Here is a 14324-nt window from a genome sequence, read left to right as displayed (position 1 = left end):
CTTATAAAATATCCTTTAGTGCATTTTGAAAGCTTTTTTTAAATGAATAATTTTTAAAAGTTTTAAAACAATTTTCTACAAAATATGAATAGTTTGTGTCTATAATATTTATTGAATTTAAAATATTTTCTTTTTTATTAAAAACTTTTCCCACATTATTGTTCTCTATATATTTTTTCATGAAAGGTATGTTATTCCCTATTACTGGAACTCCACATCGCATAAAATCAAATAATTTACCAGATGAACCTGCTGCATATTTTAAGTTTAAATCAAGGGGATTATATGAAATATATCCAAAATCAGCAGATGAAAATATTTTATATTTTTCACTGAATGGTATGATATCTTCTGATAAAAAAATATTTTTGTCATCAACTTTTGATAATATATACTTTCTAAATTTATCATTAGGTATCCAGCCATGTAAAATAACTACATATCTTTCATCTTGGAATAAATTTGATTCAATTAGTTCATCTATTCCAGTAGTTTCAAGTAATGTTCCTGTTGCTAGAATAATTTTTTTACTTTTTGGAATATTAAATTTTTTTCTTAAATAGGTATTCTTATTTTTTATTAGAGTTTCTTCATATGAACTATTCCATACATGCGAGCAAGATTTTTTATCTATTTTATTAAGAATTGAAAGAATCCTAATCCTATATTTATCTTGTGTAATAGTTACTGTTGCATATTTGTTAAAATAAATTTCTAGGTCTTTCAGTTTATCTTTTATATCATAAATCTCTAATGAAAAGTAAACAAGTTTTAAATTTTGCATTTTTCTAAAAAGAATCCCTGCTTTTATAAGTCCTTCTATATCAAATGCTATTATAAATTTATAAATTTTTTTTTTCATATTTTTGATTTCTAAAATATGCTTTTTAAGTAAGTTTGTGGAATTTATATTTTGATTGTAATAAATAGAGTTTAAGTTTTTGTGTTTTATAAATGTATTTGATATTTTTAAATTGTCACAAAAAGTGTCTTGTTTTAAATATAAGTCAATGTTATAATCTTTTTTTAAAAGTAATAATATTGTATTAATTAAGGGTGAAGATATCCCCAGCCAACCATAATTAGTTACTATAGCTACTGATTTCATTTTGATAAGATCTCTCCAACAAATAAAATTCTATTTATTTCTATTTTTTCTTTATATAATAATTTAAAGTGGCTACAAAATTTTGTTTGAAACCATTCTTCCGTATACCATGAAGGCACTGGTGGAGTTTTCTCTAAATCTCCACCGTAGAGTCCTAATGGCATAAATTCAATAAGTACATTTTTTTTACCAAAGCTACCTATAAGTTCAAAAATAAAATCAATATCATAAGATGAACTTAATAATAAATGGTGAGTAAGTGCTAGGGCTAATACCATGTCCGCTTTAGGGCGGTCTGATAAAACTAAATAGTAGTCATCAACTATATCATTATATAAAGGAGTAATTTTTTTATCTCCAATATTATGAAAAAGTTTATTAATGGCACTATGGTCTTTATCTATACAAACTACATGTTTTACAGAAGATATTTCATTTAATATAATATTAGCAAACATACCTGCATTAGATGCTAAATCTATTATATTCTTTGGGTTATATTGTTTAATTTGTTGAATAATTTTTGTAACTCTATTTTCACTATTTAAATCATAATCAGATTCAAAATTGTCATGATAGTTACTCCATGTAGTAATTTGATTTTTTAAATTGATTATCTCAATATCTTCTTTTAGTTCTTTTATTGATAATCTTTGTTTCAAGTTATATTGTTTGTCAAGTGGGATAACTTTTTGATAAATTTCATTAGGAATATAATATGCCATTCCTTTAATTGATTCCTGATACTCATACTTATCATCCAATGACATAAGTTGGAGTAGTTTCATATAACTATTTATAAACTCTTCATACGCTACCCATTTACTACTACGTGTGACTACAAAACTATCTAAATCAATAAAAATACTTTTTCCATAAAAAAACATTGTATTTAAAAAATGTGCATCTCTAATTTCATATCCATATTTATTAGCTATCTCATTAACTAAAAGTGTTGTTTTTGCAGAATCTTTAAGCATCTCAAAAGACCATTGTAAAAACATATTTCTTAATGGTATCTTTTCATGTTCTATAACAAGTTTATATTCTTTTAATTGAACATTTGCAATGTTTGTTTTAGGAAACAGTTTTTTATTTACTAATTCTTCAATAAGGCCAGAATTCATCAATTGTAGAATTTCTTCTATTTTATCATCATTTATACCTCTAAAAACTCTTTTATTTTTGTAAATGTATACTTTACCATAGTGAGCTTGTAACCTTAAATGACTTGCTTCATGTAAATAATTATCATCTATTTTAATATCCATACACCATTCCAACTTTTAAAATTTATTTTATTTTTACTTAGCCATTCATATCTATTTAGAACTTTAAAACCAGTTTTCTCAATAACAAGTTCAAGTTCAGTGTCAAAAAAATATCTCATTTTATGTAATTCATTTTTTTGTATAATATTTTTAGATAATTTGTTTTCAATAAATATATTGTAGCTAACGTTAACTAAATTTTTTTGGCATTCTAATGTTGGTTCTGCAATTCTTGTAACATTAATATTTTCATTCTCTAATCTTTTTATTCTAGTTGTTGGTAAATCAGTTAATACCGCTGGTCCATACCAAAAATCAAATATAAAAATACCGTTTGTATTTAAATGATTTTTCGCAACCTCAAAAGCCTTTGTAACTTCTTCATTAGAGTTTTGATAACTCATTACATGAAATAAGGAAATAATAACATCAAATTTTTTATTCAAATTCAAATCTTGAATTTTTGATTGACTGAAAGTTAATCTGTCCCTTTTCCCTTGTGCTCTTTTCTTTGCAACTTTAAGCATATCTTCACTTAAATCAATACCATGAATGGTATACCCTTTGTTACAAAAAAGTTCTGCATGTTTTCCAGTTCCACAACCCATATCAAGAATAGTTTTTGCTTGAGGAAAATTTGATTTAATTAAATCTTCTACATAATCAACTTCTTTTTCATAATCTTTGTCACTATAAAGTAAATCGTAGTATTGTGAATATAAATCTCCAAATTGACTCATTTTAAAACCTTATGTAATACTTCTGACACTTTTTCTATTTGTTCTATAGTTAAAGCTAAACCACTTGGTATATAAAAACCTTTTTCATAAAGTTTTTCACTATACGGTAAGTTATCCTCTAAAAATAATCCCATTTTATTAAATACTGGTTGTTTATGCATAGGATAAAAAAATGGTCTGCTACCTATTTTATATTCTCCAAGTTCTGATATAATATCTTTTGCATTTTTTGAGCATGTATCTTTTAATGTAATCGCATATACCCAATAAATATTTTTACAATAATCTGTTTTTTGTATTGGTAAATTAATTGTCTCAATATCTTTTAATAAATCATGATATGTATTTCCTATCCATCTTTTCTTCTCAATTACTGTATCGATTTGTTCAAGTTGTGCAACACCAAGTGCTGCCTGCATATTTGTCATTCGATAATTCCATCCAAGTTCTTCATGAATAAATCTATCAGGAGTAAAACAAAGATTTCTTAAACTCTTGGCTCTTTTATCAATATTTTCATTATTTGTTAGAATCATACCACCTTCACCAGTAGTTATCTGTTTATTTGGATAAAAACTAAATATACTTATGTCTCCAAAACTACCGCACTTTTTACCTTTGTATTCTTGTCCATGTACTTCTGCTGCATCTTCTATAATTTTAAGGTTATACTTTTTTGCAAGTTCTAATATTGGATCAATATCTACGGCAAGTCCAAATATATGGACTATCATAATAGCTTTTGTTTTTTTTGTTATTTTTGATTCAATATCTTCAACTATCATATTAAATGTATCAAAATGACTATCTACAAGTACGGGCTTAATGCCTTGTGTAACTAAAGATTGTGCGCAAGAAATAATCGTAAATGAGGGTATTATTACTTCATCATTTTTTTTTAAATTTAAGGCTTTTACTGCTATATCAAGTGCTGCACTTCCATTTGCACAAGCAGTAGCATGTTTTCGTCCTATATAAGATGCCATTTCTTTTTCAAATCTTTGGATAAATGGACCTTCACTACTTATCCAGCCTGTATCTATACATTCATTTAGATATTTTTTTTCATTACCATTAAAGATTGGAGTATTTACTGGTATCATTATTTTATTTCTAACTTTTCTTTTGAAATATGGACAAATCTTGTTTTATCTTCATCTCCTAGGTATGGACCTTGCTTTATTTCAATCATTTCAATATCTTCCAATACTTCAAATCCATGTCCTCCACTAGCAAGTAGTATTACATCCCCTTTTTCAAGAATTCTACTTTCTAAGTATTCTTTTTCTTGTGTGTAAAAATCTATACGAAGCTTGCCTTCTCTTATTACTAAAACTTCTTGAGTCATATGAACATCTCTAGTTACTTTATTATGAATATGTGCATCAATTTTTTTGCCTTTTTTATGTGACATATAAGCAAGTTGTTGAGAATAATCATTTGGCGTAAAAAACTCTACACCTTCTTTTTTGTAATTGTTTTTAATAATAATGGCTATTTGTTGATTATCATGAATGATTGTTTTAATCATTTATTAGACCTACATATTTGCAAATTATTTTTCCTTGTAGTGCAAGATTTTCAATATTATATTGTTCTTTAACTAAATTATATCCATTTTGAGCAAGATTATTTTTTGTTAGTTTATTTTCAATTAAATCAACAATTTTTTGATAAAAAATATTAGGTTCATCAGCTATTAATATATTTTCACCATCTGTTATAGGTATTCCTTCTGCACCTAATGTCGTAGATACTATTGCCTTTTTACAAGCCATTGCCTCTAAAATCTTAAACCTTGTTCCAGATTCAAAACGTAAAGGAACCAATACTACATCAACATGTTTTAAATATGGTAATACACTTTCAACTTTGCCTACCACATGTATATTTTGATTACTTAAATCACCAACTATTTCAGTGGATTTTTTTCCCAAGATATATAATTTTAAATTTGGATATTTAATTATTAAGTTTGAAAATACTTTATCTACAAACCAACGAGTAGCATCTTCCATTGGAGAATTTTTCCAAAAAGTTCCTGCTAAATATAAAGAAGGAGATGTTATATTATAAATATTTTCTATAGTAGTTTGATATGATGATAAATCAATTACATTAGAGAAAAGATGGATTTTATTTTTATTTTTTGTTAGTGACTTATAATATTCCATATCAATTTCAGAAACTGCAGTTGTTACATTACAAAAATTAACCCAATCTTTTTCTTCATGTTCCTTAATTTTACCTTCTTCTGCAACTTCTAATCTTCTTTCTTGATTGTTTTCTACATCTAGTTCTCTAAGAATGAATTTAGACCAAACGCTATCAGTATCACAGACTAAAGGTATATTTGTTATTGACTTTAAGTATTTCATTAGAACATATGATATATTACCATAGCCAAACCAAATTAAATCAGGTTTTTCATTTTCTAAAATTTGTGGCCAAAAGACATCTTTAGGAATATGAGGATCTAAATAATAAACTTTTTCAGATAAATTATTTAAAAAATTATTAGATTCATTAGTTAGCCTTAATTTGGGCAGTCTAATATAGCATACAAGGTTACTGATTTTAGATAATGCTTTAATTGATGTTTCAATTCTTAACTCGGGTCCTCCTATTGATGGAAAACCAAATACTGGTGATGTAAACAATATTTTCATTGTACTATAAACCTTTTTTATTGATAATGTTATTTATCCATAAAAAAACTTTATAATTAATGAATAATACAAATTTTTTTTACTCAAATTTTAATTCATCTATTTTACGTTCTTCTTCTAATAATAAATCTACAGTGTCAAAAAAAGAAATATTGTATCCTCAGTTTAATTTTTTTTTGTTTTGATAAATATCTTTGATTTAATTGGGTATAAAAAGGTTTTTATTTAGGATGATTTTGTTTTTACTAAGATTTATTTCTATAGAATATAATAGCTTATCTCTCTAATGCTTAATACTTCTGAACATATTATATTGTTATTTTTACTTTCTAACTAGGATATTCCAAAATTTATATAGGTATCTCTAACTAAACAATAAGTGCTTTCAAAGTAATACAAGTGTACTATTATTTAACTCTATTTCTTATTTAAAATAACAACTAACAAAAATAAATTTAAAGGGAATCTTAATGAATGTTATAGAAGATACATTAAGAAAAAAACTTGAGTATAATTCGAAGCAAAATATAAAAGAATATTTTAATAATTTAGAGGTTAAAGACCTTGTAATTTATTCAATTGGATTTAACTGTAAGAATTTATTGAAAAGTATATCTGAATTGGATGATGTACAAATACTAGATATTTACAATTTTGATGATGGTAGCTTTATTGATTTTTCTCATCACTGTAAATATACAAAGAAAAAAGTGACAATTGTTATTATATATTTTGGCTATCCCATGTTTCTAGATTCATTAGTAACTCATTATGAAAATAATTGTGTTATTGTAGATTTAATGTATGATTTATCTTTAAGCATATTCCTAACAAATAATGAATTTAAGCATAAACTTTGGTATAACATAGAAAAATTGGTAAAAGTTATACCAGTTAATCAAGCTAAAGATATATTAGGAAAATCATATAGCACCTATTTTCAGCTGTTTCATGAGCTATTAAATAAAGCAGGTTATTTAAATAGTAATACTTTAATATTTCAATATAGAAGTGATTTTGATTATTTGCTAGAATTAGTCGATAACTCGTTGACCTTTGCTGGTATTAAAACATCTTTGAACAAAGAAAATGAAAAGGTATTTTATGGAGAAGAATTAATTCGTAAGTTTAATAACTGCTGTGTCTTAGCAAGTCCTTTATATGCTTCTCGTAGTAAATATGGATTTTTGTTAGAATACTCTTTTATTCATGAAGAATTTCACATTAAAGCTAATCAACATGTTAAGAAAAATATTTTTATTAATAAGTTTATTGAAAGATTTAGTACTTGCATTTGGTTTAAAATACAGGCAATTAATGTAAATAGGCAAAGTATCTCATTGGGCTATCCTAAATTAGATAATTTTATAAAATATTATCAGACTAATAAACAAAAGACTTCAAATATAGTGTTTATGGCTAGTGTTTATAGTGATATAACATTGGAATACAGTGCAACTGAAACTGATGAATTTTTTTTAGATGACATTGTCAAAAAATATTACAATCAAAAAGTAATATATCGACCACACCCTTTTTCCTTAAGTAATACTATTGTAAAAGGTAGGATTCATAGATTGAATAATTACAATAATTTCTACTTAGATGATTCATCATCATATTTTGATGTATTATCTAAAAATCAAGTATTGATTTCCGAAGGATTTGGTTCATCTGTTTATATGTATGCTACAGCCACTTTAAAACCAGTTATATTTTATTTACCAAATAAAGATTATCTGAATCGAATGGAAGGATTTTATGGAAAAAATTTAACTGTTATTGGTGACATTGCAGAGACTAGAAATGAGTTGTTTTCACTAATTAATAAACATTTAAATGACATTGAATATATGAAAAAAAAATCGCGTGATATAGAATTATTTAGGAACAAAAATATTTCAAATATTGGTGATTCAAAAAATGCACTAATAAAATTTTTGAATAATTACTCTCATTTGGTTTCAAAAAATAAATTAACATCATTTTATCAGGATAAGTTAGTAAAATTATCTAAGGCTAAAATAAAAACATATTTTGATTTAATTAAAAATAATAAGCTTATTATTTATGGGGCAGGAGAACATTTTGATAATGTACTGCAAAAACTATATAACTTTAGAAATTTAAATATTTGTTTTACTGATTCTAATAAAGAATTATGGGGAAAAGAAAAAGACGGAATAAATATTATTTCAAAGTTAGATATAAAGAGTACTGATTATATAATTATTTCAAGTAAAAAGTATGAGCAAGAAATTTATAATGAATTAAGAGATCAATATAGCAATATAATTTTACTATATGAAAATCAAGAAATTAATAATGAAATTGAAACAATATTTGCTGACTATTATCAAATAATTTTATTTTGGTTCAATATTATTAAAATAGAACATTTTATTGATCAAGATACTTTAAATGATATTCTCAATAAAGATATAACATCATTTAAGGAACTTTCTTTACAATGTTTAAAGGCTAGTAGAATTAATTTCAATTATACTAACTCTCTGGAACTATATTTTAAAAAAGATAGTCTATATCTTATGAAAAACAATTATTTTCCTAAAAATATTGAATAATATAAAAATAGTAAATAGACTTAGAACTTTTCAATTTAAAGAAAAGAATAGATTATTTATGTAGTATAGAAAATATCGATAATATGATAATATTTTTAAGTCTTCTTAGATATAATTATTTTTAAAATGAAATATCTTAATTAGGTAAATGTAATACAATGGTAATATGGATAACAGGTCTAAGTGGTAGTGGTAAAACAACAATAAGTAGAGAGGTGTATAATAGTCTTAAAGAAGATTATCCTAATACAGTTTTATTAGATGGAGATATTATTAGAGAAGCCTTAAATCACTCATATGGTTACACTATTGAAGAAAGAAGAGTTGGTGCTAGACAAATTCACGGTTTGTGCAATATGCTAGATAAAGAAGGTATGATTGTAATTTGCGCAACAATGAGTTTGTTTTATGAAATTCATGAATTAAATCGAAATAAATTCTCAAATTATATTGAAGTTTTTTTAGATGTAGATATGGATGAACTTGTCAAAAGGGACAAAAAACAATTGTATTCAAAAGCATTATGTGGGACAGAAGATAATGTAGTTGGAGTTACATTAGATTATGATCAACCAAAAACTCCACATTTACATTTAACTAATAATAAAGTAGAGGAACGGATAAAAAATACAGGGTTAATACTCAATAGTATAAAGAAATTATTAAAAAAGAATTGAAAATTCCTGTTTATAGATCTAGAGTTCTTGGTAACATTTCAAACAAGTTAAATTACTGATCTAGAAAATCTTTTGGATATAAAAATCATCTGAAATTTTATTTGATAAATTTGTAAAAGTATTAATAGGGTTTATTACAAGTATGCATTTATTTTTTGAATAGATGAAATTATATTAATAAGCAAATATCATATATGGTCTTGATGGAGTAAAGTATTTATATTCACCTCTGAACTCAACATTATATGTTGGATTAGCTTTTAATATAATTTCTTTACAAAGCATGGCATTTTCATATTCATGATAGACTGCAATTGCTAATTTAGGTTTATATGTTTTCAAGAGTTCTGTTGCTCCTAATAATGCATCCATCTCTGCTCCTTCTATATCCATTTTTATCATTCCATTTTTATTGATATTATGTTGTTTACTTACAAGATCAATTGTTGTAATCTCTACATCATATGAATGATCATCTTTTTGAGTATCTAAACAAATTTTTGAGTCACATAAATGTGTATCTCCACTAAAAAATTTTAGTTTTCCAGTCTCCTTACCTAATGCTTTATTAATTAAAATCATATTTTTAGATTTTAATTCTTTTGAAAATGTATACAATAATGCTTCTTCCATTTCTTTTAATGGCTCAAAAGCAATAACTTTACAATTTGAATTCTTTTGAAATGTAAATAATGAAAAATATCCTTCACAACAACCAGCATCTATAATCCAATCTACTTTATCAATTTCCATACGTGGATGATTATAGGAAGAGGGATTATCTTCAAAGGAATCAAATATTTCATGATGAAGCCAGGGTAGAGCAGTATCTGAGATATTAGAAGGCCAAAAAACTTCATTTGTTGTAATTTTCACTGTATTTAAAGTTTTAGAGTGTTGTTTTACGATTTTTTCTTGCATTTTTAATGATTGTTCTATTTTATAAAGATTTTTGTCTTTAGTTGTAAATAAATAGTTCATTAACTTTCCTTTGGCCAAGTAGTCTCATCTAATATTGGTTTTGCATTACTAATACAATTAACAATATAGTTGAAGTTTTCAAATTTCTTTTCTAGTTCTTTTAAGTTATTAATTTTAATTTCTGGAGTTTGTCTATAATTGAAAGTAAAGATTTCAATATTTGTATAATAGTGAAAAAAGTTAAATTTAATAAATTTATAGGCTAAATCAAGTGCTCTTTCATCATAATTATTTTTATTTGTTAAGTTTTTTTCTAGCAATAAATAATAGTCATTAATAGAAGAAGGATCTTTTGTGAAACCAAAGCCTCTATAATGAGATTTTGCTGCTGTAATTACAGGTATATTTGAAGCAGCCATTTCCAAACCAACAGATGTAGTATATATTAATCCAACCTTTATAGTTTTGAATAAATCATATACTGTTAGAGAAACATCAGCGGGTAAAATAAATACATTTTTAGGAAGATCTTTATAATGCTTTTGTATTACATATTCTACTGACTCCTCTGTTCTAGGTATTTGAGGATGTACTTCTCCAGGGTGAGGTTTAATTATTAATTGAAATTGAGGATTGTTTTTAAACCATTCAATAGTTTTTAATACCCAGTCCATCATGCCATTTGTAAAAATCTCTTTATTTAATGCAGCTAAATCCCATGATACATTTGAACATAAAAGGGCAATTGGTTTTTTTGGGTCTATTTTTGATAAATCGAAATGTTTTTCTTTAAAGGAAGATAATGATGCGGTGTCAATTATTAAGTTTCCCCCCTTTATTCTATCTTCTAGCCATTTATGTATTCTTTTTGTTTCATTTATTGATAATGGTATTTTACTGTATTCCTTCCAAGGTTTTGAAAAATCTAAACTACAACATGACTGATTGTATGAATAGCTCCACCTACCTTTAGTTGTAGCTGTCCAAGATGAGTAAAATGGAATTTTTTTCTTTTTTGCCAAATGTTCCCACATAGCCCACATCCCATAAAAACTATCATTTGATATAATTCGATCTGGTTTAAGTGCATGAATTATATTACTAGAAGCTTTATATGATAATAATAAATTCTTTAAATGAATAATACCTAACTTATTATAATTCTCAATTTGAGTATAATCGCTAGCCATATTCATATTTTTAAGAATATCTGTAGCCCATTTACCTAAAGGGGCATTATCAAAAGTATAGCTAGTCCATTCCTGTTCATTTTTAATATTTGTAATAGTTTCATTTATATCTGAAACTTCTTTTTCAGATATATATTTTGAATAAGTGAGAATATTATTTTCATCTAAAAAATTCCACAAGTTAAAAGATTTTTTTTGACAATTCTGACAGTTATTATTAAAATTCTCTTTACCTCCCCATATTCCTCCATATATATTACACTCTATTGTTTGTAATCCATCGCAAAAAGTTCCAAAAATATTAAAACCTTTTTTATATAAAGAGTAGGCGAGAAGTCTATCATGTATGTAACAAGGTTCGTATATTCCAAAAGTATGGGCAAATAAAACTTTCTTTTTATCTTTTTGGTTTTTTAACTTTATATTTTTGAATAATTCATCAATTTTCATTTTCTTCCTAATAATTATAAACTTGAAATAAATTCATTAGCTTTTAAATAATCTTCTTTTTTCCCAATATCTATCCAATAATCTTCAATTTCATATGTAATACATTTTTTTTGATTTTTATTTAAAATTTGAAATAAATTAGGCAAATCAAAATAAACATTATGAGGTATAAAAGATATTGTTTCTGGGTTTAATATATATACTCCTGCATTAAAAAAGATAGTATATTGTGGCTTTTCTACTAAATTTAGAAATATATTATCTGAGCTCTTTTCAACGACTCCATATGGGATTTGGAATAAGTCTTTTTTTATGCACATAGTTGCATCAGAATTATTTTTATTATGATAATTTAATAAATCATTAAAATTAATATTTGTTAAAATATCTCCATTGATAATAAAAAATGGGTCTTTTATCTGCATATTTAACAAACTAAGTGCCCCACCTGTACCTAATTTTGTTTTTTCTTCAATGTAAACTATTTCAACACCAAATTCTTCGCCATTTTTAAAATGATTTTTTATAAGTTCAGATTTATAGTTTACACATAAAATAAATTTTGTAAAACCAAAAGAAATAAATTGTTCAACAATATGTTCTAAAATAGGTTTTTTACCAATTTTAAGCATAGGTTTAGGTGTATCTTTAGTTAGCTCTTTTAATCTTTTACCTAATCCTCCTGCCATAATAACAACCCAATTTGATTTTAAATTAAATTCTTCTTCATCTAATGAATAAAGTTTTTCAAATTCATTATTGTTATTTACAAGTGGCATATGTCGTCTATGAATTTTTTTTAGTTGTGCTACAATTTGTGATTTTGAAGACGAAATAGACATTTTATGTGGATTGTTGTTTATGATTGAATTTAAATTAAAGTTATTATTTAAAAATGCTTTTCTTATATCACCATCTGTAATTAAGCCAATTAATTGATTGTCTAAATCTACAACAGCTAAAGCCCCTTTTCCATTTTTATCTAAAAGAGAAATGGCATCTTGAATATTAGTATTATCCTGTAGTACTAGTTTATTCATGGTTATTTTCCTTTTTTATAAGGAATTCCACATATTCAAAATCATCTATTGTATCAATGTCAATTGACTGTTTCCTTGGCATAATGTATGCATAAGAATTTTCTGTATAATATGTTTTATTTAGAATTATACTATATTTATAAATATAAATTGAACCATTTGGATAGTATGAAGGCTTGAAATCTTGTCTATTTTGGATTTTTTCTGGAAAAATTTCTTCAATCTTATTATCAAGAGTAATATACTTATTCCATTGAATTGGGTGGCTTTCTTCGGTAAAACTTACTACAGAATCAGCATTTTTATTTTTAAATAGTTCAATCGCCTCATCAATGTTTTTTGACGTTTTTAAAGGTGAGGTTACTTGAAGTACTACAAATGCATTAATTTCAAAGTTATATTCTTTTTTTAGCCTATCGATAGTATATGTATATGTATCAATTACTTTAGCACTGTCTGTTGCAAGATTTTTAGGTCTTAAAAAGTAGCTTTTTGCTCCATATTGTAATGCAATATCTTCAATTTCTTTGCAATCTGTAGAGATAATTACTTCTGTAATATAATTCGATTTTAAAGCCTCTTCAATTGTATAAGCAATTAATGGTTTACCAAGTAAATTTTTAATGTTTTTGTTTGCTAGACCTTTTGAACCTGATCTGGCAGGTATAATTGCAATCATATCACTTCTTCCTAGCAATAACAGTCATATTTCCAGACAAATTATATTTAGAGAGAAGCTTTTGAAATTCATTTAAAAAGGATTCATTTTCATTATTGTAGATATTTTCCCAAAAAGGTGATAATTTTATTTTTTTCATATAATTGTAATTTTTAACAATAGATGTATCTAAAACACCATCACAAAAAACTTGAATATCTTCAAATCCACAACGTTTCAAAAGTAATTTTATTGAATCTGGATTAAAATAATTTAAATGTCCAGGTGCAAATAAATTTCTATATCCTTCTCCAATTTCCAAAAAGTCATAGGAGTGATAGTTAGGCATTGACATATAGACAAAACCATCTTTTTTTAAAATAGTATTTATACTATTTAAAACAAATTCAGGATTAACTAGATGTTCAATTACTTCAAATGAAACAACGGCATCATAAGAAAGGTTGTTATCGAGAGCAAAGTCATTAATATCTGCTAGTTTACAAGGTATACCTTTTTCTTTACAAGATTCAACAGATGCAGGAGTTAAATCTATCCCTAAAAGATTTAATTTTGGATTTATTTTTTTTAAAAGCTGTAAGGAAATGCCATTACCACATCCAAATTCTAGAATTTTATTTATATGCGTTGGGACTCTATTTAAAAAGTTTTTAATTCGTGTTTCATATAATTCAATACGTTTACTTTCTGTGTTTTGAAGAATTTCATTAGAATGTTGTGCATGTTTTGAGTTTGAATACCACCATTTAAGTTGTGATTCATCTGGTCTAGGATTAACAAAAAGTGTATTGCACTGAGGACACTTTTGAAAAGTAAAGCCATCTTTTGTAAAACTATTATAGACTAAGTTTGAATCACAAGCAATACAGTTATCAATATATTTAAGTTTATTGTGAAATTTTTTATGGAAAATTTCAATATCTTCATAAAATAAAACTTCTCTATTGTAATTAATTAATATTGTAGGTCTTATGTCTGCTTCTTTTATTGTCAT

The 14324-nt window shown here is 25.3% G+C and carries 13 protein-coding genes; 2 read left to right on the top strand and 11 right to left on the bottom strand.

Going from position 1 to position 14324, the window contains the following annotated elements; all coding sequences use genetic code 11:
- Window position 1: 1 nt before the first annotated feature.
- From Q0617_RS06285 to Q0617_RS06260, 6 genes are read right to left on the bottom strand one after another with little or no spacing between them, the layout of a single operon-like run.
- A complete protein-coding gene (locus Q0617_RS06285) occupies window positions 2-1108 on the bottom strand; it encodes a hypothetical protein (protein ID WP_298751660.1) in 1107 nt (368 codons plus the stop codon).
- Window positions 1105-2379 (bottom strand): hypothetical protein, encoded by a 1275-nt coding sequence (locus Q0617_RS06280; RefSeq protein ID WP_298751658.1) that lies wholly within the window; start codon window positions 2377-2379, stop codon window positions 1105-1107. Before Q0617_RS06280 ends, Q0617_RS06285 begins: the two co-directional genes overlap by 4 nt.
- A complete protein-coding gene (locus Q0617_RS06275; RefSeq protein WP_298751656.1) occupies window positions 2364-3119 on the bottom strand; it encodes a class I SAM-dependent methyltransferase in 756 nt (251 codons plus the stop codon). The genes Q0617_RS06280 and Q0617_RS06275 overlap by 16 nt, the downstream gene beginning before the upstream one ends.
- The gene (locus Q0617_RS06270) at window positions 3116-4222 is read right to left on the bottom strand and encodes a DegT/DnrJ/EryC1/StrS family aminotransferase (protein ID WP_298751654.1); all 1107 of its coding nucleotides are present in this window, start codon (window positions 4220-4222) and stop codon (window positions 3116-3118) included. The genes Q0617_RS06275 and Q0617_RS06270 overlap by 4 nt, the downstream gene beginning before the upstream one ends.
- Window positions 4222-4650, bottom strand: a complete 429-nt coding sequence (locus Q0617_RS06265; RefSeq protein ID WP_298751653.1) for a hypothetical protein — start codon at window positions 4648-4650, stop codon at window positions 4222-4224. Before Q0617_RS06265 ends, Q0617_RS06270 begins: the two co-directional genes overlap by 1 nt.
- Window positions 4643-5788 carry a glycosyltransferase gene (locus Q0617_RS06260; RefSeq protein ID WP_298751652.1) on the bottom strand — a complete coding sequence of 382 codons (1146 nt, stop codon included), beginning with the start codon at window positions 5786-5788 and terminating at the stop codon, window positions 4643-4645. The genes Q0617_RS06265 and Q0617_RS06260 overlap by 8 nt, the downstream gene beginning before the upstream one ends.
- 470 nt (window positions 5789-6258) lie before the next feature.
- On the opposite strand from Q0617_RS06260, the gene Q0617_RS06255 reads away from it, so the two are divergent.
- Together Q0617_RS06255 and Q0617_RS06250 are read left to right on the top strand one after the other, a co-directional pair.
- Window positions 6259-8373 (top strand): hypothetical protein, encoded by a 2115-nt coding sequence (locus tag Q0617_RS06255; protein ID WP_298751650.1) that lies wholly within the window; start codon window positions 6259-6261, stop codon window positions 8371-8373.
- A gap of 158 nt (window positions 8374-8531) precedes the next feature.
- Entirely contained in the window at window positions 8532-9050 is a 519-nt protein-coding gene (locus Q0617_RS06250; protein ID WP_298751648.1) for an adenylyl-sulfate kinase, read from the top strand.
- Window positions 9051-9224: 174 nt separating this feature from the next.
- Here the strand turns inward: Q0617_RS06250 and Q0617_RS06245 are convergent, their stop codons facing one another.
- The 5 genes from Q0617_RS06245 to Q0617_RS06225 are packed head-to-tail and all read right to left on the bottom strand — an operon-like array spanning window position 9225 to window position 14324.
- The gene (locus tag Q0617_RS06245; RefSeq protein WP_298751646.1) at window positions 9225-10031 is read right to left on the bottom strand and encodes an FkbM family methyltransferase; all 807 of its coding nucleotides are present in this window, start codon (window positions 10029-10031) and stop codon (window positions 9225-9227) included.
- Window positions 10031-11611: a hypothetical protein gene (locus tag Q0617_RS06240; RefSeq protein ID WP_298751644.1), complete on the bottom strand. Its 1581-nt coding sequence runs from the start codon at window positions 11609-11611 to the stop codon at window positions 10031-10033. The genes Q0617_RS06245 and Q0617_RS06240 overlap by 1 nt, the downstream gene beginning before the upstream one ends.
- 14 nt (window positions 11612-11625) lie before the next feature.
- Window positions 11626-12651, bottom strand: a complete 1026-nt coding sequence (locus Q0617_RS06235) for a nucleotidyltransferase family protein (protein WP_298751641.1) — start codon at window positions 12649-12651, stop codon at window positions 11626-11628.
- A complete protein-coding gene (locus tag Q0617_RS06230) occupies window positions 12644-13330 on the bottom strand; it encodes an acylneuraminate cytidylyltransferase family protein (RefSeq protein ID WP_298751639.1) in 687 nt (228 codons plus the stop codon). The genes Q0617_RS06235 and Q0617_RS06230 overlap by 8 nt, the downstream gene beginning before the upstream one ends.
- 1 nt (window position 13331) lies before the next feature.
- Window positions 13332-14324, bottom strand: a complete 993-nt coding sequence (locus Q0617_RS06225) for a class I SAM-dependent methyltransferase (RefSeq protein WP_298751636.1) — start codon at window positions 14322-14324, stop codon at window positions 13332-13334.

The sequence above is a fragment of the uncultured Arcobacter sp. genome, from assembly GCF_937982575.1.
Classification (GTDB): domain Bacteria; phylum Campylobacterota; class Campylobacteria; order Campylobacterales; family Arcobacteraceae; genus Arcobacter.
This window is presented reverse-complemented; position numbering and strand designations above follow the sequence as displayed.